This is a genomic window from Limnohabitans sp. (assembly GCF_040401135.1).
In the GTDB taxonomy this organism is placed as follows: Bacteria; Pseudomonadota; Gammaproteobacteria; order Burkholderiales; family Burkholderiaceae_C; genus Limnohabitans.
This window is the reverse complement of the sequence record NZ_JBBAOV010000035.1, coordinates 1-23,004: the sequence shown is the minus strand read 5'-3', so window position 1 is coordinate 23,004 and position 23,004 is coordinate 1. Positions and strand designations below refer to the sequence as shown.

30 protein-coding genes and 1 tRNA gene are annotated in these 23,004 nt (G+C 54.0%); 18 read left to right on the top strand and 13 right to left on the bottom strand.

Annotated features, from left to right (window positions below):
- Positions 1 to 2 precede the first annotated feature (2 nt).
- The 4 genes from ABWP81_RS09755 to ABWP81_RS09740 form a co-directional block, all read right to left on the bottom strand.
- Positions 3 to 77, bottom strand: a tRNA-Arg gene (locus ABWP81_RS09755).
- A gap of 22 nt (positions 78 to 99) precedes the next feature.
- A complete protein-coding gene (locus ABWP81_RS09750; RefSeq protein WP_353141401.1) occupies positions 100 to 1,284 on the bottom strand; it encodes a vWA domain-containing protein in 1,185 nt (394 codons plus the stop codon).
- Between the two features lie 9 nt (positions 1,285 to 1,293).
- On the bottom strand, positions 1,294 to 1,509 hold the full coding sequence (locus tag ABWP81_RS09745; protein ID WP_353134024.1) for a hypothetical protein: 216 nt from the start codon (positions 1,507 to 1,509) through the stop codon (positions 1,294 to 1,296).
- A 25-nt stretch (positions 1,510 to 1,534) separates the two neighbouring features.
- Positions 1,535 to 2,389, bottom strand: a complete 855-nt coding sequence (locus ABWP81_RS09740) for an AAA family ATPase (RefSeq protein ID WP_353141399.1) — start codon at positions 2,387 to 2,389, stop codon at positions 1,535 to 1,537.
- A 55-nt stretch (positions 2,390 to 2,444) separates the two neighbouring features.
- On the opposite strand from ABWP81_RS09740, the gene ABWP81_RS09735 reads away from it, so the two are divergent.
- Complete coding sequence (locus tag ABWP81_RS09735; protein WP_353134018.1) at positions 2,445 to 3,107, top strand: c-type cytochrome; 663 nt, start codon at positions 2,445 to 2,447, stop codon at positions 3,105 to 3,107.
- Positions 3,108 to 3,179: 72 nt separating this feature from the next.
- Here ABWP81_RS09735 and ABWP81_RS09730 read toward each other — a convergent pair whose 3' ends face one another.
- From ABWP81_RS09730 to ABWP81_RS09720, 3 genes are read right to left on the bottom strand one after another with little or no spacing between them, the layout of a single operon-like run.
- Complete coding sequence (locus ABWP81_RS09730) at positions 3,180 to 4,358, bottom strand: CaiB/BaiF CoA transferase family protein (RefSeq protein WP_353141397.1); 1,179 nt, start codon at positions 4,356 to 4,358, stop codon at positions 3,180 to 3,182.
- A 3-nt stretch (positions 4,359 to 4,361) separates the two neighbouring features.
- Positions 4,362 to 5,354: a Bug family tripartite tricarboxylate transporter substrate binding protein gene (locus ABWP81_RS09725; protein ID WP_353134012.1), complete on the bottom strand. Its 993-nt coding sequence runs from the start codon at positions 5,352 to 5,354 to the stop codon at positions 4,362 to 4,364.
- Positions 5,355 to 5,402: 48 nt separating this feature from the next.
- Positions 5,403 to 5,837 carry a DUF1841 family protein gene (locus ABWP81_RS09720; RefSeq protein ID WP_353134009.1) on the bottom strand — a complete coding sequence of 145 codons (435 nt, stop codon included), beginning with the start codon at positions 5,835 to 5,837 and terminating at the stop codon, positions 5,403 to 5,405.
- Positions 5,838 to 5,897: 60 nt separating this feature from the next.
- Here ABWP81_RS09720 and ABWP81_RS09715 point away from each other — a divergent pair, with 60 nt between their 5' ends.
- Positions 5,898 to 6,626, top strand: a complete 729-nt coding sequence (locus ABWP81_RS09715; protein ID WP_353134006.1) for a 3-oxoacid CoA-transferase subunit A — start codon at positions 5,898 to 5,900, stop codon at positions 6,624 to 6,626.
- Between the two features lie 2 nt (positions 6,627 to 6,628).
- Positions 6,629 to 7,270, top strand: a complete 642-nt coding sequence (locus ABWP81_RS09710) for a 3-oxoacid CoA-transferase subunit B (protein ID WP_353141403.1) — start codon at positions 6,629 to 6,631, stop codon at positions 7,268 to 7,270.
- A 15-nt stretch (positions 7,271 to 7,285) separates the two neighbouring features.
- Here the strand turns inward: ABWP81_RS09710 and ABWP81_RS09705 are convergent, their stop codons facing one another.
- The 3 genes from ABWP81_RS09705 to ABWP81_RS09695 form a co-directional block, all read right to left on the bottom strand.
- Positions 7,286 to 8,062: a ferredoxin--NADP reductase gene (locus ABWP81_RS09705; RefSeq protein ID WP_353141395.1), complete on the bottom strand. Its 777-nt coding sequence runs from the start codon at positions 8,060 to 8,062 to the stop codon at positions 7,286 to 7,288.
- Between the two features lie 113 nt (positions 8,063 to 8,175).
- Positions 8,176 to 8,646 (bottom strand): tRNA (uridine(34)/cytosine(34)/5-carboxymethylaminomethyluridine(34)-2'-O)-methyltransferase TrmL, encoded by a 471-nt coding sequence (trmL, locus tag ABWP81_RS09700; protein WP_353141393.1) that lies wholly within the window; start codon positions 8,644 to 8,646, stop codon positions 8,176 to 8,178.
- 4 nt (positions 8,647 to 8,650) lie between these two features.
- Entirely contained in the window at positions 8,651 to 9,361 is a 711-nt protein-coding gene (locus tag ABWP81_RS09695; RefSeq protein WP_353141391.1) for a ComF family protein, read from the bottom strand.
- 84 nt (positions 9,362 to 9,445) lie between these two features.
- Here ABWP81_RS09695 and ABWP81_RS09690 point away from each other — a divergent pair, with 84 nt between their 5' ends.
- From ABWP81_RS09690 to ABWP81_RS09660, 7 genes are all read left to right on the top strand, one after another.
- Positions 9,446 to 10,351: a methyltransferase domain-containing protein gene (locus tag ABWP81_RS09690; RefSeq protein ID WP_353141389.1), complete on the top strand. Its 906-nt coding sequence runs from the start codon at positions 9,446 to 9,448 to the stop codon at positions 10,349 to 10,351.
- A gap of 152 nt (positions 10,352 to 10,503) precedes the next feature.
- On the top strand, positions 10,504 to 11,634 hold the full coding sequence (gene coxB, locus ABWP81_RS09685; RefSeq protein ID WP_353133991.1) for a cytochrome c oxidase subunit II: 1,131 nt from the start codon (positions 10,504 to 10,506) through the stop codon (positions 11,632 to 11,634).
- A 25-nt stretch (positions 11,635 to 11,659) separates the two neighbouring features.
- Positions 11,660 to 13,276, top strand: a complete 1,617-nt coding sequence (ctaD, locus tag ABWP81_RS09680; protein WP_353141387.1) for a cytochrome c oxidase subunit I — start codon at positions 11,660 to 11,662, stop codon at positions 13,274 to 13,276.
- 2 nt (positions 13,277 to 13,278) lie between these two features.
- A complete protein-coding gene (locus ABWP81_RS09675; protein WP_353134930.1) occupies positions 13,279 to 13,392 on the top strand; it encodes a cytochrome oxidase small assembly protein in 114 nt (37 codons plus the stop codon).
- A 4-nt stretch (positions 13,393 to 13,396) separates the two neighbouring features.
- Positions 13,397 to 14,002: a cytochrome c oxidase assembly protein gene (locus ABWP81_RS09670; RefSeq protein ID WP_353134932.1), complete on the top strand. Its 606-nt coding sequence runs from the start codon at positions 13,397 to 13,399 to the stop codon at positions 14,000 to 14,002.
- A 17-nt stretch (positions 14,003 to 14,019) separates the two neighbouring features.
- Positions 14,020 to 14,193 (top strand): DUF2970 domain-containing protein, encoded by a 174-nt coding sequence (locus tag ABWP81_RS09665; RefSeq protein ID WP_353141385.1) that lies wholly within the window; start codon positions 14,020 to 14,022, stop codon positions 14,191 to 14,193.
- 13 nt (positions 14,194 to 14,206) lie between these two features.
- Positions 14,207 to 15,088, top strand: coding sequence for a cytochrome c oxidase subunit 3 (locus ABWP81_RS09660; RefSeq protein WP_353141383.1), 882 nt, complete (start codon positions 14,207 to 14,209; stop codon positions 15,086 to 15,088).
- A gap of 58 nt (positions 15,089 to 15,146) precedes the next feature.
- Here ABWP81_RS09660 and ABWP81_RS09655 read toward each other — a convergent pair whose 3' ends face one another.
- Positions 15,147 to 15,368 (bottom strand): twin transmembrane helix small protein, encoded by a 222-nt coding sequence (locus ABWP81_RS09655; protein ID WP_353135012.1) that lies wholly within the window; start codon positions 15,366 to 15,368, stop codon positions 15,147 to 15,149.
- On the opposite strand from ABWP81_RS09655, the gene ABWP81_RS09650 reads away from it, so the two are divergent.
- From ABWP81_RS09650 to ABWP81_RS09630, 5 genes are read left to right on the top strand one after another with little or no spacing between them, the layout of a single operon-like run.
- Positions 15,367 to 16,137, top strand: coding sequence for an SURF1 family protein (locus ABWP81_RS09650; protein ID WP_353141381.1), 771 nt, complete (start codon positions 15,367 to 15,369; stop codon positions 16,135 to 16,137). The two genes, ABWP81_RS09655 and ABWP81_RS09650, sit on opposite strands and share 2 nt — an antisense overlap.
- Entirely contained in the window at positions 16,109 to 16,801 is a 693-nt protein-coding gene (locus ABWP81_RS09645) for a redox-active disulfide-containing membrane protein (RefSeq protein ID WP_353141379.1), read from the top strand. Before ABWP81_RS09650 ends, ABWP81_RS09645 begins: the two co-directional genes overlap by 29 nt.
- Positions 16,802 to 16,812: 11 nt before the next feature.
- Complete coding sequence (locus tag ABWP81_RS09640) at positions 16,813 to 17,937, top strand: COX15/CtaA family protein (protein ID WP_353141377.1); 1,125 nt, start codon at positions 16,813 to 16,815, stop codon at positions 17,935 to 17,937.
- Between the two features lie 19 nt (positions 17,938 to 17,956).
- Positions 17,957 to 18,847, top strand: a complete 891-nt coding sequence (cyoE, locus tag ABWP81_RS09635; protein ID WP_353141375.1) for a heme o synthase — start codon at positions 17,957 to 17,959, stop codon at positions 18,845 to 18,847.
- Positions 18,848 to 18,852: 5 nt separating this feature from the next.
- Positions 18,853 to 19,440 (top strand): SCO family protein, encoded by a 588-nt coding sequence (locus tag ABWP81_RS09630; protein ID WP_353141373.1) that lies wholly within the window; start codon positions 18,853 to 18,855, stop codon positions 19,438 to 19,440.
- Positions 19,441 to 19,490: 50 nt separating this feature from the next.
- Here the strand turns inward: ABWP81_RS09630 and rpoH are convergent, their stop codons facing one another.
- Positions 19,491 to 20,414: an RNA polymerase sigma factor RpoH gene (gene rpoH, locus ABWP81_RS09625; RefSeq protein WP_353134952.1), complete on the bottom strand. Its 924-nt coding sequence runs from the start codon at positions 20,412 to 20,414 to the stop codon at positions 19,491 to 19,493.
- Between the two features lie 137 nt (positions 20,415 to 20,551).
- Here rpoH and ABWP81_RS09620 point away from each other — a divergent pair, with 137 nt between their 5' ends.
- Positions 20,552 to 20,800: a hypothetical protein gene (locus ABWP81_RS09620; RefSeq protein ID WP_353141371.1), complete on the top strand. Its 249-nt coding sequence runs from the start codon at positions 20,552 to 20,554 to the stop codon at positions 20,798 to 20,800.
- Here ABWP81_RS09620 and ftsY read toward each other — a convergent pair.
- Complete coding sequence (ftsY, locus tag ABWP81_RS09615) at positions 20,797 to 21,804, bottom strand: signal recognition particle-docking protein FtsY (protein ID WP_353141369.1); 1,008 nt, start codon at positions 21,802 to 21,804, stop codon at positions 20,797 to 20,799. The genes ABWP81_RS09620 and ftsY overlap by 4 nt on opposite strands.
- A gap of 30 nt (positions 21,805 to 21,834) precedes the next feature.
- Between ftsY and rsmD the strand changes: the two genes are divergently transcribed.
- Positions 21,835 to 22,458, top strand: coding sequence for a 16S rRNA (guanine(966)-N(2))-methyltransferase RsmD (gene rsmD / locus ABWP81_RS09610; protein ID WP_353134961.1), 624 nt, complete (start codon positions 21,835 to 21,837; stop codon positions 22,456 to 22,458).
- A gap of 35 nt (positions 22,459 to 22,493) precedes the next feature.
- Positions 22,494 to 22,994: a pantetheine-phosphate adenylyltransferase gene (coaD, locus tag ABWP81_RS09605; protein ID WP_353134964.1), complete on the top strand. Its 501-nt coding sequence runs from the start codon at positions 22,494 to 22,496 to the stop codon at positions 22,992 to 22,994.
- Positions 22,995 to 23,004: the final 10 nt, after the last annotated feature.

Sequence of the window (23,004 nt, the reverse complement as noted above, 5' to 3'; positions counted from 1 at the left end):
AGTGGTGCCCCCGACAGGAATCGAACCTGTATCACTCCCTTAGGAGGGGAGAGTTCTATCCATTGAACTACGGTGGCAGCCAACGGGTATTTTACGTGGCTACTTACTTAGCATCCGCATAGCTTCTTCCAAGCCTTTGAGCGTTAGCGGGTACATGCGGTTGCTTACGATTTGTTGAATCATGTCAATGCTTTGTCGGTATTGCCACACGCCTTGCGGCTCGGGGTTGATCCATGCGTATTTGGGAAACGCGTGTAGCAATCGCTGTAACCACTCAGCACCGGCTTCTTCGTTGTTGTATTCCACGCTGCCGCCGGGCTGAACAATTTCATAGGGGCTCATGGTGGCGTCGCCAATAAAGATGAGCTTGTAGTCTTTGTTGTATTTGCGAATGATGTCCCAGGTTTCAAACTTCTCGGCGTAGCGGCGTTTGTTGTTGCGCCACATGAAGTCGTACACGCAGTTGTGGAAGTAATAAAACTCCAAGTGTTTGAACTCGGCCTTGGCTGCGCTGAATAGTTCTTCCACGCGGGCGATGTGGTCGTCCATCGTGCCGCCCACGTCCATTAGCAACAACACCTTCACATTGTTGTGTCGTTCGGGGCGCATCAAGATGTCCAAAAAGCCTGCGTTGGCTGCCGTCTTGTGAATGGTGCCTTCCAGGTCAAGCTCTTCGGCTGAACCCTCGCGTGCAAAACGGCGCAGGCGACGCAGGGCCACTTTGATGTTGCGGGTGCCCAGCTCTTGGGTGTCGTCGTAGTCGCGGTAGCTGCGCTGGTCCCATACTTTTACAGCGCTTTTGTTGCCACCCTTGCCGCCGATGCGAATGCCTTGTGGGTTGTAGCCGCCATTACCAAAGGGCGATGTGCCGCCTGTGCCAATCCATTTGTTGCCACCTTCGTGGCGCTCCTTTTGTTCTTCTAGACGTTTCTTCAAAGTCTCCATCAACTCGTCCCAGCCCATTTTTTCGATGGCGGCTTTTTGCTCAGGGCTGAGTTCTTTTTGCAGAATTTTTTCTAGCCAATCGAGCGGCACGTCTTGGATGAAATCGGTCAGCAGTTCAACGCCTTTGAAATAAGCGCCAAATGCGCGGTCAAATTTGTCGTAATGCTTTTCGTCTTTGACGAGGATCAGGCGACTTAGAAAATAAAAGTCGTCCATGCTGCATGCATCGCTACCTGGGCCCACCACTTGGGCTTGCAACGCTTCTAGTAGGGTGAGGTACTCCTTCACCGACACAGGCAGCTTGGCCGCACGCAGGGTGTAGAAGAAGTCGATCAGCATGGCGAAGTCTTATTCTGCGTCGGCCTTGGGCGTCTTAAAGTAGCGGGCCGCTTGCAAGCCCATGCCGCCGCCAATGCCCACCATCAAAATAGCAATGATGCTGTTCGTGCCGTAGCCGGGTGCAAACAAGTCCAAGCCAAACGTCACGCCCAAGCCGAAGCCCAGCAGTGCGCCCACCATAAAGCCGATGGCGTCGGTCAGGCCTTCTATGAGAGATGCAAACATGTGTGTGTCTTTCTTTTTTGATTGATCAGCGGTTACGGCTTTGCATAAACACCAGTTTTTCAAACAGCGTGGTGTCTTGCTCGTTCTTCAGCAGAGCGCCGACTAGTGGCGGAATAGCTACTTTGTCGTCTGCCGTTTGCAGCGCTTCAAGCGGGATGTCTTCTGCCACCAAAAGTTTGAGCCAGTCAATCAGCTCGCTAGTGGAGGGTTTTTTCTTCAAGCCGGGTAAGTTGCGAATATCAAAAAAGGTTTTCATCGCCACGCTCAGCAAGTCTTGCTTGATGTTGGGGAAGTGCACCTGCACGATGTGGCGCATGGTGTCGGTATCAGGAAACTTGATGTAGTGGAAGAAGCAACGGCGCAAAAACGCGTCGGGTAGCTCTTTCTCATTATTTGACGTGATGAACACCAATGGGCGGTTTTTTGCCTTGATCAGCTGGCGTGTCTCGTAGCAATAAAACTCCATGCGGTCGAGCTCGCGTAGCAAGTCGTTTGGAAACTCGATGTCGGCCTTGTCAATCTCATCAATTAGCAAAGCCACGGGCTCATCGGCTGTAAAAGCTTGCCACAACACCCCTTTTAGGATGTAGTTGTTGATGTCTTGCACCCGTTCGCTACTTTGGGCATCGGCCATTTGGCTGTCTCGCAAACGACTGACCGCGTCGTACTCGTACAAGCCTTGCTGCGCCTTGGTCGTCGATTTAATGTGCCACTGCAACAAGGGTAAACCGAGGCCCTGAGCCACCTCTTCTGCTAACATCGTCTTGCCTGTACCCGGCTCACCCTTGACCAACAAGGGGCGTTTCAGTGCAATGGCGGCGTTGACTGCCAACATTAAATCTTGGGTTGCAACGTAGTTGTCTGTGCCTTTAAATTTCATGTATTTTCCGTTTATTATTTGACCAATATCAACCTCTAGGGATTGTGGTTTCTCAATGAAAAAGTTTGTCTCGATCGTGTTTGCTCTCACTGTATCTGCTGTCTCTTCGCTGACTTATGCGCAAGACGTCAAAGGCGATGCTAACGCAGGCGCCACCAAAATTGCCATGTGCATTGGTTGTCACGGCATTGCCGGCTACCAAGCCAGTTTTCCAGAAGTTTACAAAGTCCCCAAAATTTCAGGCCAAAGCGAAAAGTACATCACCACCGTGTTGAACGCCTACAAAAAAGGCGAGCGCAAACACCCCACCATGCGCGGTATTGCCACTAGCTTGACCGATCAAGACATGGCCGACATTTCTGCTTATTACGCCAACCACGGCAAAGTAGAAGGTGCTGTGTTACCAACCAAAGCCACTGAGCCCAATGCCAAGGTAGCCCCCTTGTTGGCCAAAGGCGCTTGCGCTTCGTGCCATGGCGAAAATTTTGCCAAACCTATCGACCCCAGCTATCCAAAAATTGCAGGCCAACATGCCGACTACTTGTTTGTGGCTTTGAAGTCTTACAAGGTTGAAGGCAACGCCACTTGGGGCCGCAACAACGGTGTGATGGGCGGCATTGCCAAACAATACAGCCAAGCCGAACTGAAAGAACTGGCTAACTACATGGCTGCCCAACAGGGAGATTTAAAGATCGTCCCGCAAAGCAAGTTCCGCTAAAGCTTGTTTTATTTTAAAAAAGCCCGTTTCTGAACGGGCTTTTTTTGTGTCTGAAAATGGGCAAGGCTCGCTTTAGATCTCACGTAATACTTCTTGTGTGTGCTCACCCAAACGCGGCGCTGGCCGCCACACACCCGTGGGTGTGCCGCTCATGCGCACGGGCGGGCGCAGTTGACGCAGTTGGCCTTCAAACGGATGCGGCACATCCAGCCAGCCTTGGGTAGCTGCTAGGTGTGGGTCGGTCAACAAGTCGTCAAGTTTCATCATGGGCATGACGGGAATGTCGTGCGCGGTGAAGTCTTTCATCCACTCAGCACTGGTGCGTGTGCGCATGTGTTGACCTACAAAGCCATACAGCGCATCGATGTGCTTGAGACGTTCGGCATGGCTGACAAAGCGTGCATCAGTTTGAAACAAATCGGGCTCGCCCACCAGTTTTAAAAACGCTTGCCAATGGGCATCTACATACATGAGCGCGCACAGATGACCGTCTAGCGTTTGATAGGGTTTGCGGTTAACGGCCAGCATGCGCGTGTAGCCCATGGGGCCGATGGGGGGTTGCCATGTTTCACCACTGAGGTGCTCGCCCAAAACAAACTGCAACAGGCATTCAAACATGGGCACTTCCACATGTTGGCCAAGGCCCGTGCGGTAGCGGGCGATGACGGCTGCCAGCACGGCGTGCACCATGTTGAGCCCCGTCACGCGGTCGGCAAAGGTGGCGGGCACATAGCGGGGCTCGGTGCTGCCGCTTTGCGTCATCAGCCAAGGAATGCCCGTTGCGCCTTGAATCAGGTCGTCATAAGCAGGCCAGTCAGAGTAAGGCCCACCTTCGCTGTAACCATATGCGCCGCACACGACCAAGCGAGGGTTGATGGCGTGCAGGGTGTCGTACGACAAACCCAGCCGCGCCATGGAGGCGGGGCGGATGTTATAGGTCAGCACATCGGCAGTTTTGCATAAGGCCAGCAGTTGCTCGCGTTGTTCGGGCTGCTTTAAATCCAGCACGACCGAGCGTTTGTTGCGGTTGGCATTGATGAAGATGTGGCCCATGCCGGGGTGCTTCATAGGACCCGCGTGGCGCATGATGTCGCCGCTGGGCGGCTCGATCTTGATGACGTCTGCGCCGTAGTCGCCCAAAATCTGCGTGGCGTAGGGGCCCAGCACCACGCCAGTTAAATCAATCACGCGCAAGCCTGCAAGTGCGCCTTGCAATGGTGATGCGATTTGGGCGCTGTCAGCGGTGTTCATTCTTTATTCAGGAGTGATGCCCGCGGTCTTGACCCAACCGCCCCATTTTTTAATTTCAGCATCGATGGTTTTGGCAAGGGTGGCGGAGTCTTCTACGTCCAGGTCAATGCCCACGCCTTGAATTTTTTCGCGCACTTCAGGCTTGGCCAGCACGGCCAACAAGGTGGCTGTGGCTTTCTTTTGCACATCAGCAGGAATGCCCGCGGGGGCCATCAGGCCAAACCACGCGCTGACGTTGTAGTCTTTCACGGTGTCGCCAATGGACGGTACATTGGGCGCTTTACCAGCACGCTTTTTGGTGGTGACGCCGAGGCCGCGCATGCGGCCGCCGTTCATTTGCGACACCGCGTTGCCCGTGTCGGCAAAGGCAAATTGAATTTGTCCACCTAGCAAATCAGTCAAGGCAGGGGGAATGCTTTTGTAGGGCACATTGATGGTTTGCAAACCTGCTAATTCACCGAGCATGGCGGCAGACACCAGCGAGCCCGATGAGCCGTGGCCAAAGGCGAGCTTGCCGGGGTTGGCCTTGGCGTAGGCCACAAACTCTTTCATATCTTTAGCAGGAAAGTCGGTGTTGACCATCAAGATAAAGCCCGTCTCGCCAATCTTGCCAATAGGCGTGAAGTCTTTCACCGGGTCGTAGGGCAGCTTGCGGTACAGGTGCACGTTGGCCGCTTGTGTGGTGCTGGTGGTGACCAAGAAGGTGTAGCCGTCTGCGGGAGCTGCCTTGACGGCCTCTGCACCCAAGATGCCATTGGCACCTGCCTTGTTTTCCACCGTGATAGTTTGTCCCATCGCGTCGCCCATGGCTTGCGCAATGATGCGGCCCACGTTGTCGGTGGCGCTGCCAGCGCTAAAAGGAATCACAAACTTGATGGGTTTGCTGGGGTAGCTTTGCGCGTGAGCCGCTGTTAGTCCTAGAGCGTTAACGGCTGCGAGGACAAAGCCTGCACACAAGGTGCGGCGCAAGTTTGACTTGGGTTGAAGGTGGCGCATGGTTTGTCTCCTGTTGATGTTTTGGGAGATCTTAATGCGCCTTTGCTTTCAGTCTTGAGTGGCTCGGCGTTGCACCGTGTCGATGTAAGCGTGACCATCGGGCGGGCGGCCGCTGCGTTGGCTTTCCCAAATCATTTGGCCGAGCGCGTCCATGGTTTCGTGGTGCGCGTCGTGCAGCGAGTCTCGCCTGGCGGTAAGCAGTTCCACCGCTTGACGAATGCCGCGAGGCTGGTCGATTGAGCATTGCTCGCTCACCGACAGGTGCATGGACAAATGCAAAAAGGGGTTGATCTTGCCGTCTTTGACTTCGTACATGCGCTCAAGCGCAGCGTCGACATTGGAAAAGTCGGCGTGGTATTCGGGGTGCTCGGCCACCCACTGGCTGGCGAGTGTTTCGAGGGCGTCCATGGGTTGGGCATTGAGCCACTTGGCATAGACCGAACAGAAGAAGCGCCGAACGTCGGCTTGGCTGGGTTCAAACATAGGGGTGATTGTGTCTCAGCGTTACAGTTCGAACTTTACGGCTGAGACATCGAGGGTGCCATGATCAATAAAGTGACCGATTCCATTTCGCAAGCGCTGCAAGGGTTGACCGATGACATGACCGTGATGGTGGGCGGCTTTGGCACAGCAGGCATTCCCAGCGAGTTGTTGGAAGGCCTGGTGCAAGTTATTTCTGACCAAAGCGTATCGGGCCTCACGGTGGTGAACAACAACGCAGGCAATGGCGATACGGGCTTGGCAGCTTTGCTGAAAACTGGGCGGGTGCGAAAAATCATTTGCAGCTTTCCTCGCCAAGCCGACAGCCATGTGTTTGATGCCTTGTACCGATCTGGCAAGGTGGAGCTAGAGCTCGTGCCTCAAGGTAATTTGTCAGAGCGTATTCGGGCAGCAGGGGCGGGAATTGGCGCGTTTTTCACGCCCACGGGTTATGGCACAGAGTTGGCCAAGCACGCTGATGGTTCAGCTAAAGAGACCCGCGAGATCAACGGTCGCATGTATGTGTTGGAGTTCCCCATTCATGCCGATATGGCTTTGATCAAAGCCGAAAAGGGTGACCGTTGGGGCAACCTGACCTACCGCAAATCGGCACGTAATTTTGGGCCCGTCATGGCGGCAGCTGCCAAGCGCACAGTGGCTTCGGTGCATGAGGTGGTGGCGCTTGGCGCGTTGGATCCAGAGAGCGTGGTGACGCCCGGAATTTATGTGAGTCACGTGGTGCAAGTGCCGAGGCAAGCAACCCAAGGTGCAGGTTTTAAGAAAGCGGCTTGATGATGACCTACACACCTCGCACCAAAGACCAAATTGCCGCACGTGTGGCGCAAGATATGCCGGATGGCGCTTATGTCAACCTTGGCATTGGCATGCCTACCTTGGTGGCCAACCATTTGCCGCAGGGGCTGGAAATTATTTTGCACAGCGAGAACGGCATTTTGGGGATGGGCCCTGCCCCTGACAAAGCGCATGAAGATTTTGACTTGATCAATGCGGGCAAGCAGCCTGTCACGTTGCTGCCCGGAGGCGCTTACTTTCACCACAACGACAGCTTTGCCATGATGCGTGGCGGCCACTTAGACATCTGCGTGTTGGGCGCATTCCAAGTGAGTGAGCGCGGTGATTTGGCCAACTGGCACACGGGCGAAGCCGATGCCATTCCAGCCGTAGGCGGCGCGATGGATTTGGCCATCGGCGCCAAACAAACCTGGGTCATGATGGATTTGATGACCAAGCAAGGCCGCAGCAAAGTGGTGCGTGAATGCAACTACCCGCTCACAGGATTGGCCTGCGTGAGCCGCATCTACACCGACTTGGCCACGCTAGAAGTGACCGCCCAAGGCTTGCAGTTGATTGATGTGGTGGAAGGCTTGTCTCATGCCAACTTGGAGGCCTTGGTAGGCTTGGCGATTCAGGCCTAACTCGGGCTTGGTGAGTTACTGCTCGACGAAGGCGCGTTCCACCACAAAGTCGCCAGGTGTGGTGGTGGAGCCTTCTTTAAAACCGCGCGCTTCCAGCAAGGCGCGCATGTCTTTGTTCAGTGCGGGGCTGCCGCAAATCATGATGCGGTCATTCGCTGGGTCGAGGCTGGGTAAGCCCAAATCTTGGGTCAGCTTGTTGGATGTGAGCAAGTCGGTCACGCGGCCTTGGTTTTTGTAGGGCTCGCGGGTGACCGTGGGGTAATACAGCATTTGGGCGCTGACCATCTCTCCTAAGAACTCGTGTTTGGGAAGCTCTTCAGTCAAGTAGTCGTGGTAGGCCAGTTCTTTGACTTCACGCACGCCGTGCACCAAGATGACTTTTTCAAAACGTTCGTACGTATCAGGGTCACGCACGATGCTGAGGAACGGGGCCAAGCCCGTGCCCGTGCCTATGAGGTACAAGTTTTTGGCAGGCAACAAATAGTCGATCAACAACGTGCCGGTGGGCTTTTTGCCGACGACGATTTTGTCGCCCACTTGGATGTGTTGCAGCTTCGAGGTGAGGGGGCCGTCTTGCACCTTGATGCTCAAAAACTCGAGGTGTTCTTCGTAATTGGCGCTGACGATGCTGTAGGCGCGCAAAAGTGGTTTGCCGTTTTCGCCGCGTAAGCCAATCATGGTGAAGTGGCCGTTGGAGAAACGCAGCGAGGGGTCGCGTGTGGTGGTGAAGCTAAATAGGCGGTCTGTCCAGTGGTGGACAGACAAAACTTCTTCGTCAAGGAAAGCGCTCATAAGAGAAATAGAACTATATAAATCAAGCCCTCAAGTGTAGGCGAGGGCTTAAAACCTGAGGCTATATGGTCGTATGCTGAACGCTATAAGCCTTGACTTGAATCAATCAGCATTTAGGCTTTTCCAGCAAAACCGTTTTGCCGCCAAGCCTCGTAGGTGATGACAGCCACTGAGTTGGACAAGTTCAAGCTGCGCTGGTCGGCTCGCATGGGCAGGCGCAAGCGCTGTGCGAGTGGAAGGCTTTCGCGGATGTCCACAGGTAAGCCGCTGGTTTCCGATCCAAACACAAACCAATCTCCCGGCTGAAAGGCAGTGTCGTGCGCAGTGCTCGAGCCTTTGGTGGTCAAGGCAAATAGTCGGGCGGGGTCAGGCTTGGCGTCGTTTAAAAACGTGGCCCAGTCAGTGTGGCGCAGCACGGGGGCGTACTCGTGGTAGTCCAAACCCGCACGGCGCATGTGTTTGTCGTCCATCGAGAAGCCCAAAGGCTCTACCAAATGCAAGGTGCAACCGGTGTTGGCCGCCAAGCGGATGATGTTGCCCGTGTTGGGCGGAATTTCTGGGTGGACAAGAACGATGTTAAACATGCGCTTATTGTCTTGCATCACGCGCCTCAGTCCGTGCCAATATAACCCCAGTAATATGCGCTGCGCCTGCGGCACGCAAGGCTCGAGCCGCTTCGTACAAAGAGGCGCCTGTGGTCATGACATCGTCTACTAGCACCACGTGTTGACCACGCACAGCAGATAGTCGCTCTGTCGCAACCCAAAATGCATCACGCACATGGTTGAGCCGCTCTTGGCGTGAGGCACCCACTTGGTGTGCACTGTCGCCACGGCGCAGAAGGGTATGGGCGTGGGTTTTGTTTGGGGCCAAGTGGCGGGCCAGTTCTAGGGCTTGGTTAAAGCCGCGTTCGCGAAGGCGTGCGGGTGTCAGCGGCATGGGAACGACAAGGCTGGCTGCGTCTAGGGCGGGCTCAATCCACGGCGCATGGCGCATGAGGTGCGCCAAGGTGCGGGCCAAACTAGGGTCGGCTTGAAACTTGAAGTTGGCAATGCAGTCGGCCCACGGAAAGGTGTAGCTCACTGCGGCGACGCAGGCGTCTAGCGGACTGGGATGCTCAGCGCAATTCTTGCAACGTGCGGTCAGTGGAAGGTGCAGGTTGTGGTGGGTATTACCAAGTGTGAGGGCGCAAGTGGGGCAGCGCAGGGTGGGCTGGGCAAAGCGCTCCACGCAGGGTGTGCACAAGGGCTGGCTGGGCCAGCGGCGGCAGATGTAACAAAGACTGGGCCAACGCAACATCCAAGCATTGGAAAGACATTGCGCTAATTTGGGTTGAAGCGCAGCGCAATGTTTGCGAAAGCCGCGGTATCGATAATGGCGGCCATGTCATCATCTTCACGCGCGGAGCGTCCTCCCACCTTAGACCCTGTGGCTTGCAGCCGTTGGGCAGTTTGGCCGCATGTTCAGTCGCCTTGGTTGCACGAGGAAATTGGGCGGCGCATGGAAGACCGCTTGCAGTGGATACGCTTGCAGCCCAAGTCTTGGGTGGATTGGGCCCCAGTGAGTGGTGGCTTGCAAACCCATGCCAAGCTCCGTGCACGTTACGCGCAGGCGCATTGCTGCGTGGTAGAGACCTCGGATGCACGAGAACTTTTGGCGCGTCAAGCCTTACAAGCGTCTTGGTGGAAACGATGGCTCAAACCAGATACTTTGACTTTTGGCGAATCGTTGGCAGGCAGTGCCGATATGGTTTGGGCCAATATGGCGCTACACACCAGCGACGATCCCCAGGCTTTGTTGCAAAAGTGGCACAGATCTTTGGCTGTGGATGGGTTCTTGATGTTTTCATGTCTCGGTCCCGACACTTTGCGCGAGCTGTCGCAGGTGTACCAAAATGAAGGTTGGTCGCCCGCCACTCATGCGTTTACAGACATGCACGACTGGGGTGACATGCTAGTCGAAGCGGGATTCGCCGAGCCTGTGATGGACATGGAGCGCATGACTTTGACCTACGCCGATGCCGACGCCTTATTGGGTGAGTGCCGCATGATGGGTCGCAATTTGCATGCTGATCGCTTTCATGGATTGCGGAGCAGGCAATGGTTCGCACGGTTGAAAACCGCTTTGCTGGCGTTGGCTAAGACGGACCAAGATGGTCGGCTGACCCTGACGGTGGAGGTGATTTATGGTCACGCCTTAAAGCCCTTGCCAAGGCTAAAGGTTAAAAACCATAGTACAGTCTCTTTACAAGACATGAAAACCCTACTGGGGCAATCCCTTAGTCCCTGATCTGTATGATTTTCTTTCAAAGCTTGTAGCGCAAATCACACAAAAAACACTTTTAGTTAGATCAGTGTTTGGCGGATTTGTAGTCCTAAAGATGAAATATTAAGGCGATCAAATTGAAGAAGAACAATCTTTTCCAAAAGTTGACTTCAGGTATGTTGTTCCTTGCCACGTGGGCGAGTACGGCGGCTTGGGCAGTGAACGATTTACCAGGTGGTCCAGGTGTTCGACAGCTGAACCTGCAACCTGGTGCAAGCAAAATTGCCGTTGAGCAAGGTTGGTTGCATTGGTTCATGCTCATTATCTGCACGGTCATTTTTGTGGCGGTGTTCGGTGTGATGTTCTATTCCATTTGGAAGCACCGTAAATCGGTAGGACACAAGTCGGCCAGTTTTCATGAATCGGTCAATGTTGAAATTGCTTGGACGGTGATTCCGTTCATCATCGTGATTTTGATGGCACTTCCAGCCACCAAAGCGGTGGTGGCTCAAAAAGACACGTCCAACGCCGACCTCACCATCAAAGCCACGGGTTACCAGTGGAAGTGGGGCTATGACTACATCAAGGGTCAGGGCGAGGGTATTGCTTTCATATCTACTCTAGACAACGAACATCGCGTAATGTCGAACAACGGCGCTAAAGGCGTCGACATCGACAACTACTTGTTGAAAGTGGACAACCCCTTGGTGGTTCCTGTCAACCAGAAGGTGCGCATTATCACCACGGCCAACGACGTGATTCACGCATTTGCAGTGCCCTCATTGGGTGTGAAGCAAGACGCAATTCCTGGCTTTGTACGCGACACCTGGTTCCGCGCTGAATCTGTGGGCGATTACTACGGCCAGTGCCAAGAGCTGTGCGGTAAAGAGCACGCTTACATGCCTATTCATGTCAAAGTGCTGAGCGCAGTTGACTACAGCGCATGGGTGGACGGCGAACAAAAGAAAATGGCCGCCATGCAAGACGATCCATCCAAGGTTTGGAATTTGGCTGATTTGACCCAGCGTGGTGAGAAAGTCTATGCAGCCAACTGTGCTGCTTGCCACCAATCTACTGGCAAGGGCGCTGGCTCTATCAAGGCACTCGATGGTGCCGCCGTGGTGTTGAATTCAGACCATAGCAAGCAAATCATGGTGCTTTTGAAGGGGCAAGCCAATGGTGCCATGCCTGCTTGGAAGCAACTCAGTGATACTGAGCTTGCAGCAGTCATTACTTACACAAAAAACAATTGGTCTAACAAGACTGGCCAGCTGGTTCAGCCTGCCGAAGTCAGAGCCGCCCGTTAAAACTAGCGTTTAGAAGGAACACATCATGAGCGCAGTCCTCGATTCCCACAGCCACGATCACGATGACCACCACGGTGCGCCTATTGGCTGGCGCCGTTGGGTTTATGCCACCAACCACAAAGACATCGGTACTTTGTATCTACTGTTTGCCTTCACCATGTTGATCATTGGCGGCGTCTTGGCGCTGTTGATTCGCGCCGAGCTTTTTCAGCCTGGTTTGCAGTTGGTCAACCCTGAGTTGTTCAACCAGCTCACCACCATGCACGGCCTGATCATGGTGTTTGGCGCCATCATGCCGGCCTTTGTGGGCTTCGCAAACTGGATGATCCCGTTGCAAATTGGCGCTTCTGACATGGCTTTTGCCCGCATGAACAACTTCAGCTTCTGGCTGATGATTCCAGCGGCTGCCATGTTGGCGGGCTCGTTCTTTATGCCTGGCGGCGCACCCGCTGCAGGCTGGACGCTTTATGCACCGCTGAGCCTGCAAATGGGCCCGTCGATGGATGCTGGTATTTTTGCGCTGCACATTTTGGGCGCATCGTCCATCATGGGATCAATCAACATCGTGGTCACCGTGCTCAACATGCGCGCGCCAGGCATGACATTGATGAAGATGCCCATGTTCGTTTGGACTTGGTTGATCACCGCATACTTGCTGATTGCCGTGATGCCTGTGTTGGCTGGCGCGATCACCATGACTTTGACAGACCGCCACTTTGGTACCACTTTCTTCAACCCCGCGGGTGGCGGTGATCCAGTGATGTACCAGCACATTTTCTGGTTCTTCGGCCACCCCGAGGTGTACATCATGATCTTGCCGGCTTTCGGCATCATCAGCCACATCGTGCCAGCGTTTGCGCGTAAGAAACTGTTTGGTTATGCCTCCATGGTGTATGCCACTTCATCGATCGCGATTTTGTCGTTCATTGTGTGGGCTCATCACATGTATGCCACGGGCATGCCTGTGACCGGTCAGTTGTTCTTCATGTACGCCACGATGTTGATCTCTGTGCCAACAGGTGTGAAAGTGTTTAACTGGATTGCAACCATGTGGAAAGGCTCAATGACATTTGAGACCCCCATGTTGTTTGCTGTTGGCTTTATCTTTGTGTTCACAATGGGTGGTTTTACGGGTTTGATCTTGTCAATGGCGCCGATTGATACCCAAGTGCAAGACACCTATTACGTGGTCGCTCATTTCCACTATGTATTGGTGGCGGGTTCGTTGTTTGCCATGTTTGCAGGTTTTTACTACTGGTGCCCGAAGTGGACCGGTGTGATGTACAACGAAAGACGCGGCCAAATTCACTTCTGGTGGACTCTCATCTCTTTCAACGTCACCTTCTTCCCAATGCACTTTTTGGGATTGGCTGGTATGCCGCGTCGCTACGCCGACTACCCCATGCAGTTTGCCGATTTCAACGCCTTGGCTTCGGTGGGCGCTTTCTTCTTTGGTTTTGCTCAGGTGTACTTCTTCTTCTTCGTGGTGCTGCCAGCGATGCGTGGCCAAGGCGAAAAAGCTGCTGCCAAGCCTTGGGAAGCTGCTGAAGGTTTGGAGTGGGAAGTGCCATCGCCCGCACCGTTCCATACCTTTGAGAACCCACCCAAGTTGGATGCCACTGCAACCCGCGTGATTGGTTAACGATGAGCACGCCAGAGCAGCGCAAAAAGAACCTCCGCATGGGCCTGATCTTGGCCTCTGTGGCAGTGGTGTTCTTTCTTGGTTTTTTTGCCAAAGTCGTGATGTTGAATCGCTGAGATCATGGCCACAACGCGCAACAATTTGTTGATGTTTAAAAAGCTGCTGGTCGTCACGGCAGGGATGTTTGCTTTTGGTTATGCCTTGGTGCCCATGTACAAAGCAATTTGTGAGTTCACAGGCATCAACATCTTGGCGCTGGGTGAGCGCGAAATTCCGGGTTCTGGCAACGCCCGTTCGAAACCCAAAAACACGCAAATCGACACAACACGCACCATCACGGTCGAGTTTGATGCCAATGCGCGTGGCCCTTGGAAGTTCAAACCCGCACAAAACTCCTTGCAGGTGCATCCGGGCGAGATGATGACGGTGATGTACGAATTTGAAAACGTACAAGACCGTGTCATGTCGGCCCAAGCTATTCCTAGCTATGCGCCACGACAAGCGGCGGCGCATTTCAATAAGATGGAGTGTTTTTGTTTCAACCAATACACCCTTGCGCCTGGCGAAAAGAAGCAGTGGCCTGTGGTTTTTGTGATTGACCCCAAGTTAGCCAAAGATGTGACCACCATCACTTTGTCCTACACCTTCTTTGAAGTGGGCTCCAAAACACCTGCAGCGCCTACCGCTGCATTGGATCTGCCGCGTAAAGCAGGGAAGGGCGTATGAGTACCAAGGCGTCGCTTATGCGTTCTGTCAAAGCGGTGGCATGGTCATTTTTGGGAATTCGTAAAAGTAGCGAGTTCCAAGAGGACATAGACAAGATCACTCCTTTGCATGTGCTGGGGGTGGGCTTGGTTGCAGTTTTTTTGTTTGTCATCAGTTTGATCGTTTTCGTCAACCTGGTCGTTACTAAATAGTGAAGGAATGGATATGAGTAGCACCGCACAAGGCACAACGCCTTACTACTACGTGCCTCATGCGTCGCGCCACCCGGCGTTGGCTGCATTGGGTTTGTTTTTTGTGATCCTTGGCGCTGGCCAGTGGGTCAACGGTGTCGAGTGGGGCATGTACAGCTTGTTCTTTGGATTGGCATTTTGGTTGGTTGTGTTGTACCAGTGGTTTGGTGACGCGATTGCCGAAAGCGAAAGTGGTCTTTACGGGCACAAGATTGACCTGTCATTCCGCTGGAGCATGAGCTGGTTTATTTTTTCTGAAGTTATGTTCTTTGGTGCCTTCTTCTCGGCTTTGTGGTGGGCGCGTTCGCACTCAGTCCCCATGCTTGGCAACCTCGAACACGCTCTTTTGTGGCCTGATTTCAAGGCTGTATGGCCATCGATGGCGGCAGGCATGACGGCATCGCCGGGTGGCATTATTGAACCCTTCCAAGTCATGACACCGTTTTGGTTGCCCACCATCAACACAGCTTTGTTATTGACGTCGGGCGTGACCTTGACTATTGCGCATCATGCTTTGATTGAAAACAAGCGTGACACCACGATCAAGTTCATGTGGCTCACTGTGCTGTTGGGCGTGGTGTTTTTGTTTGTTCAAGGTTACGAGTACGCGCATGCTTACAGCGACTTGAACCTCAAGCTGACCTCGGGTGTGTATGGTTCAACCTTTTATATGCTCACCGGTTTCCATGGTTTCCATGTGTTCTTGGGCATGTTGATGTTGTTGGTCATTACATTACGCTTGCAAAAAGGGCACTTCACCTCAGATAAGCACTTTGGCTTTGAAGGTGCAGCTTGGTACTGGCACTTTGTGGACGTAGTGTGGTTGGGGTTGTACATCATGGTGTACTGGCTTTAATCCGCACGTATAGACATCAAAGGCCGCATGTGCGGCCTTTGTCTTTGGTGAACTGGGGTTATTGGCCTGATTGAATGCCAGTAGGTTGGATGTAGCCCAAGTGCCAGCCAATCAAAACACAAATAAACAAGACAATCGATACGCCAACGCGAAGCCCTAAGGCTTTGACCATGTGCCCCGATTTTGTTTCACCCGCGCGGCCATTGCGCATCATGAAGACCAAGGCGGAACCTAAGCTGGCGAGAATAGCTAAAAAGGCAAGTGCAACAATGTATTTCATGCGCATGATTATCTCCCTCCCACGCACCCGTGCATTTGCATGGGTGACATTGGCCATGGTGATAGGTGTGGTGTTGACGGTGCGTTTGGGTTTTTGGCAGTTGTCACGTGCCGCGCAAAAAGAAGAACGCCAAGCAGCCATCGTGTCGCAAATGGAGGTTGGTGTGCTGAGCACGGCCGATTTGTTGGCTGACCCCTCAAACTTTGGCCTGATGCACCAACGCGTGAAATTGGAAGGCCAATGGTTGCCCCAGCACACGGTGTACCTTGACAACCGACCCATGAATGGACGTGCGGGTTTTTGGGTGATCACGCCGCTACAACTCAATGCCCACACGCTTGTGTTGGTGCAGCGCGGTTGGGTGCCTCGTCATCAAGTAGAGCGCACCCTGCTGCCCGAAATTCAAACGCCTACAGGTGTGGTGCAGGTGCAAGGGCGTGTTACCCCGCCACCTTCGCCCTTGTTGTCTCTCACCACCACCTCAACTTTTGACAACACGGATTCAAAGGTAAACCATATTCGGCAAAATCTAGATCTTGATGCTTTTGCTGTGCAAGTGGGTGGCTCGTTTGCAGCCACGGTGTTGCAAACAGATGCGGCTTCTGAAGGTTTGCTACGCGACTGGCCGGTCATCACGGCGGGCGTTGAAAAAAATCTTGCCTATGCATTTCAATGGTTTGCACTCGCTGCGCTGCAGTTGATGCTCTACATTTGGTTCCAATTTATTCAACCCTATCGACATGCAAGACGCTTCCCGACCTCAAACTGACCAGCCGCTTGGCATGACGGTGTATGACCTGCCTTCCCCCATAGATGCGGTGCAGGCCGATGCCAAGCGCGTAGGTAATGGGCGCTTGCGCATGTTGATGGTGCTGCTGGTGTGCGCAGCACCCGTTTTGGCTTCGTACTTCACGTATTACGTGGTGCGCCCCGAAGGTCGCCGTAATTTTGGTGAGTTGATTGAGCCAATGCGTGCTTTGCCCGACGTCAAAGTACAGAGCTTGTCAGGCGCAGCTGTGCAACTGCCCGAGCTCAAGGGCCAGTGGCTGTTGGTGAGTGTGGCGGGCGGTGATTGCCAAGCTGAATGTCAGCACCAGCTGTATCTGCAGCGGCAAATCTTGACAAGCTTGGGTAAAGAGCGTCCGCGCACTGAGTGGGTGTGGCTTGTCAACGACGCGGCTGCAGTGCCCGCTAACATCTTGCCGGGTTTGAAAGAAGCCACTGTGCTCCGCATGCCTGCTGAAGCGCTGGCGCAATGGTTGCAGCCCGCAAAGGGGCAGCTGCTGCAAGACCATTTGTATCTGGTCGATCCACGTGGTCAGTGGATGATGCGATTTCCTGCCAAGTTGAGTACGGAAGGCGCTTTGAAAACCAAGCGCGATGTGGAGCGTTTGCTGCGCGCGTCATCCTCGTGGGATGAGGCCGGTCGATAAAGTCGAAACTCATGACAGAAAGTCTTTACAACCTCTCGCCTGTGCTGCACTTGCTCATCATGGGCGCGCTCGTGGCCATGGTGCCTTTGTGCTGGGTTTGGCTGCGCAACCCTCAGGCGTCGACCTCGCGCCGTGTGCAAGTGCTGACCTTGATGACTTTGTTTATCACCTTTGACTTGGTATTGTTCGGCGCATTCACACGGCTCACCGATTCCGGTCTGGGTTGTCCGGACTGGCCCGGGTGCTATGGCCATGCCAGCCCATTGGGAGCACAGGCCGCCATTGCAGCGGAGCAAATGCAAATGCCTGACGGCCCCGTGACACACACCAAGGCTTGGATTGAAATGATTCACCGCTACATGGCCATGGCTGTGGGGGGCTTGATCTTGACCCTGGCTGCGTTTGCATGCCTAAGACGTTGGCGGGGCGATGACAGCGTGAGCTTGCTCTGGCCCACCTTCACCTTGTTGTGGGTGTGTGTGCAAGGTGCATTTGGTGCGCTGACGGTGACCATGAAGTTGTTTCCACTGATCGTCACTTTGCATTTGATGGGGGGCATGGTGCTGCTCGCCCTGTTGACGATGCAGGTGCAACGTCAGCGTCTGGCCAGCGCGCGTAGTCAAGCGATTTTGATTCGCCCCGTGTTGTATGCGGCAACGCTTTTTGGACTTCTGTTGCTGACGGTGCAAGTCTTATTGGGCGGCTGGGTCAGCACCAACTATGCAGTGTTGGCGTGCAATACCTTTCCGATGTGCCAAAACAGTTGGTGGCCATTAATGAACTTTGAACAAGGCTTCACCTTCTGGCGTCATTTGGGTGTGGATGCAAACGGTCAGCCCTTGGTATTCGAGTCGCTCACGGCTATTCACTATGTGCACCGCTTGGCAGCTTATGTTTTGCTTGTTTATTTGGCATGGCTTGCTTTTGCCTTGCGTCGTGTGCGTGCGATGACCACCGCGTCTAATTGGCTGTTGGCGTGCTTGGTTGTGCAGTTGCTGACGGGCTTGTCGAATGTGTTGTTGGAGTGGCCGCTGTTCTCAGCGGTGATGCACACGGGGGGTGCTGCAGCCTTGGTTGTGGTGTTGGTGTGGGTCTTGACCGGTGCGCGCGCCTCCCACAGCACAGTGCTGAATTGATTGTGAAAAGTCCTTCTTTATGAGCCTCGCCTCCCCGCTATTGATACGCTTGCGCCAGTTCAATGCGCTGACCAAGCCGCGCGTGATTCAACTCATCGTATTTTGTGCGCTGATCGGCATGGTGCTAGCGGTGCCCGGTGTGCCGTCTTGGCCCGAGTTGGAGTTGGGGCTGTTGGCTTGCTTGGGTATTTGGTTTGTCTCAGGCGCTGCTGCGGCCTTCAACTGCTTGGTCGAAAAAGGCATTGATTCCCGCATGAAGCGCACTGCTTGGCGGCCTACGGCGAAAGGCGAGTTAAGCGACTTCGAAACTTTGTTGTTTTCTGCGTTGATGTGCGCCATTGGCTCTGCCATTTTGTATGTGTGGGTGAACCCGCTCACCATGTGGCTGACCTTTGCCACATTCGTGGGCTATGCGGTGATCTACACCGTGATCTTGAAGCCGCTCACGCCACAAAACATCGTGATTGGCGGCGCATCGGGTGCGATGCCGCCTTTGCTGGGTTGGGCTGCCATGACGGGAGAGGTCAGCCCAGAGTCTTTGATTTTGTTTCTCATCATTTTTCTGTGGACGCCCCCTCACTTTTGGGCTCTGGCGCTTTACCGCGTGGAGGACTATCGCAAGTCTGGCTTGCCCATGTTGCCGGTGACGCATGGCAATGAATTCACGCGTTTGCAAATCTTGCTTTATACCTTTGTGTTGTTTGCCGCTTGCTTGATGCCATTCATTTATCGCATGAGTGGTTGGTTCTACTTGGTGAGTGCGGTGATTTTGAGCATCGGATTTTGTGGCTACGCTTGGGCCTTGTGGCGCAATTACTCGGATGAGTTAGCGCGCAAGACCTTTCGCTTTTCTTTGATTCACCTCAGCCTGTTGTTTGCAGCGCTGTTGATTGACCATTACCTGTGGTGATTGAGATGACACGACGTTTTTTATGGGCTGCATTAGTGCTGATTGCCTTAGGTGCTTGTAGCCCCGAGAAGCCAAAGTTCAATAGCATTGACATCACGGGGGCGGACTATGCGAAGGGCTTTACCCTGACCGATCACAACGGCCAGAGTCGCAGTTTGAGCGATTTCAAAGACAAGGTGGTCGTGGTGTTCTTTGGATACACACAGTGTCCTGATGTCTGCCCCACGTCAATGGCCGAGCTTGCCGAGATCAAGCGCCTTTTGGCCAGTGACGGTGACAAACTTCAAGGCGTGTTTGTGACGGTAGATCCTGCGCGTGACACCACCGAATTACTCAAAGCGTACATGACCAACTTTGACCCTAGCTTTATGGCCTTCACACCGACAACCGCGCAGCTTGCAGCAGTGGCTAAGGACTATAAGATTTATTACAAAAGGGTAGAAGGTAAGACACCCACCAGCTACAGCATGGACCATTCTGCTGGAAGCTATGTGTATGACACGCGTGGACAGCTGCGTTTGTATAGCCGCTATGGCATGGGCGCGAAGCCACTGGCTCAAGACATACAGACTTTGTTGCAAACCAAGCCCTGACGCTTTAAGCGTCAGAGTATTGCCGCTTTAAGCGTCAAGGCATTGCCGCTTTAAGCGAAGTCAGCCAAGGCTGCTTTCATCTTTTTCATCGCAGCCACTTCGATTTGGCGGATGCGCTCGGCGCTCACGCCGTATTCGTCTGCCAAGTCATGAAGCGTCATGCCACCAGACCCGTTGTCTTGCACTTTAAGCCAGCGCTCTTCTACGATGCGGCGGCTGCGCTCGTCGAGCACGTTCAGAGCAGCTGCAATGCCGTCAGAAGCCAATACATCTCGCTGGTGCGCAGCCATCATGGCGGTGGGCTCGTGGTTGTTGTCGGTCAAATAGGCAATAGGACCAAAGGCATCGTCGCTGTCTTCGTTGGGCGTGGGATCAAGCAGCACATCGCCACCAGACATACGCATTTCCATCTCCAACACTTCTTCTGGTTTGACCTTGAGCTTAGTAGCCACTGCGCTGACCTCATGCGAGTTGAGGGTGTTGCGGTGCGTGTTTTCAAGTGCGTCTGACTTAAAGCCGTGTTTCATCGAACGCAGGTTGAAAAATAGTTTGCGCTGTGCCTTGGTCGTAGCCACTTTGACCATGCGCCAGTTCTTCAAGATGTATTCGTGAATCTCGGCCTTGATCCAGTGCATGGCGTAGCTCACCAAACGCACGCCTTGGTCGGGGTCGAAGCGTTTGACGGCTTTCATTAAACCAATGTTGCCTTCTTGAATCAGGTCGGCGTGAGGCAGACCGTAGCCCAAGTATTGGCGAGAGATGGACACCACCAAACGCAAATGAGAAAGCACGAGTTTTCCAGCCGCTTCGAGGTCGTTGTTGTTCCTCAGCTGACGTGCAAACTCTTGCTCTTGTTCGGGGGTGAGCATAGGCAAACGGTTTGCAGCCGTGATGTAGGCATCCAAGTTGCCTAGCGATGGAACCAGCGCCCAAGGGTTGGTGACGGCGAGTGATTGGTGGGTCAAAGAAGTCATTGAATGAGTCCTTTCGGATAACTAAAACGTATATTAGCACTCCCGCATCAAGAGTGCTAATCCTGGGTGAATTTGTGGGTTAACCCTTGGAAGATTGTGCGTTTAAGTACTGTGTTTTTTAACATATACTGAAAATAATGACAGTATCAAAGGAGCCCGTTATGCCGCCCATGGCCTTGGAGCGAATTGCCGTGCAGTGCTGCAAGAGGTGCGCACATGTGTTGAATTCGGATTCATCTGAAACCCAGCTGCGTTGCGGCTTGGGTTACTACCTGCAGCCGCCACTCACACGCAAGCAAGGCCGTATGGACAGTTACCCTGTGGTCGAGGCGCAAGAACGCTGTGGACGCTGGCGTGACAGTTTGAAAGGCGTTTTGAAGCCTTAGCCCAGTAAGGCGTCGGCAAACTCTTGGGCCTTGAAGGTTTCAAGGTCATCCACTGCTTCGCCCACGCCGATGAAATAAACAGGCACTGCAGCCCCGCCCGCCGCTGCTCGGCTCTGACCCCACAGCGCAATGGCGGCCAGCACGCCTCCTTTGGCTGTGCCGTCTAGCTTGGTAACAATAAGACCTGTCAAGCCCAATGTTTCATCAAATGCCTTTACTTGAGAGAGGGCGTTTTGGCCGGTGTTGCCGTCAATCACCAACAGCACTTCGTGCGGGCCGGTGGGGTCAGCTTTTTGTACCACGCGTTTGATTTTTTTCAGCTCTTCCATCAAATGCAGCTGTGTGGGCAGACGGCCTGCGGTGTCGACCAGCACCACGTCTTTGCCGCGGGCTCGGCCAGCGGTGACGGCATCAAAGCTGACCGATGCTGGGTCGCCACCTTCTTGGCTGACGATTTCTACCGTGTTGCGCGTAGCCCAAACCGCCAGTTGCTCGCGGGCGGCGGCGCGAAAGGTATCGGCTGCAGCCAGCAACACCGACGCACCGCTGTCGCTGAGGTGGCGAGTCAGTTTGCCAATTGAGGTGGTTTTGCCGGCGCCGTTTACCCCTGCCACCATGATGATGGTGGGCTTGTGCGCGCCGATTGTGAGTGGCTTTTCCAAAGGCTTGAGCAGCTCTGCAATAGACGCAGCCAGCAAGGCCTTGACGGCCAAGGGATCGGTGGTGGCGGTGTCTTTGACGCGTTGCTTTAAGTCAGCTAGCAAATACTCTGTGGCTTGAAGGCCTGCATCAGCCATGAGCAGGGCTGCTTCAAGTTCTTCATACAACGCGTCATCGATCTTCGTGCCCGTGAACACGGTGCTGATGCTTTGGCCTGTTCGGCGCAGACCTTGGCCTAAGCGGGCCATCCAGCTGGCGCGTGTGCGCTCGTCAGGCGTCGCCTGTTTGGCGCTTGTGTCTGTCTCAGGCGGGGCAGTGTTTTTTTTCTTGAAAAAGCTAAACATGTGTGGGTGTTTCTAGAATCACTCCATTCTATGAAAACCCGCACACCTACTCCTTACCTCGCCACCCCTGCCAAACCCGTTGTTGAAAAACGTCACAAAGGTGCTGGCGAGGTGCGCATCATTGGCGGCGAATGGCGTCGCACCAAACTGCCCGTCACCCTGAAGTCCGGCTTGCGGCCCACGCCCGACCGCGTGCGCGAAACGCTGTTCAACTGGTTAGGCCAGTCGCTACTGGGCTGGCGATGTGTGGACCCGTTTGCAGGCACAGGCGCTTTGGGTTTTGAAGCTGCTTCACGAGGCGCGACCCACGTGCAGTTGTGCGAACTTGACGCAGATCTTGTCGCGCAACTCAGCGTTCAAGTAACCCGCCTCAAGGCCCTCAACGTGCAGGTGCTGCGCACCGATGGCGTGGCGTGTTTGATGCGACTCAGCGCATCAAGCGTTGACCTGATTTTCATTGACCCACCGTTTGATAGTTTGTTATTCGAGCCAGCGCTGCTAGCTGCTGGCAAGGCCGTGAAGGCTGATGGCTTTGTCTACCTTGAAGCGCCCATCGCGTGGACGGACGCGCAGCTAGAGCCTATGGGCTTGTTGCTGCATCGTCATCTCAAGGCTGGCGCGGTACATGCGCATTTATTACGCCGGATTGCATAATTGGTTTTTGAAGTTTGAAATACACAGGAGCGCCCATGTCCAAGCAAGTTGTTGCCATCTATCCCGGCACCTTTGACCCCATCAGCTTGGGCCATGAAGACATTGTGTTGAGGGCAGCGGCCATGTTTGACAAAGTCATCTTGGCGGTGGCTACGGCACACCATAAAAAAACTTTGTTTACTTTAGACGAGCGCATGGACATGGCGCGAGAGGCGATGCTGGGTCACCCACAAGTTGAAGTAGTTCCCTTTAGCGGTTTGGCGCGTGATTTTGTGCGTGCCCACAAAGCCACTGTGATGGTGCGCGGCGTGCGCACCGTCACCGACTTTGATTACGAGTTTCAACTCGCTGGCATGAACCGCGAACTGATGCCAGAGGTGGAAACAGTTTTCTTGACGCCCAGTGCCAAATACCAATTCATCTCCAGTACTTTTGTGCGTGAGATCTCTTTGCTGGGTGCTGGTGACGATGGGCAGAACTTGGTGTCAGCAGGTGTTTACAAGCGCTTGTTGACCAAAAAAGTAGCGAAGTCTTGATTCGTTCCTT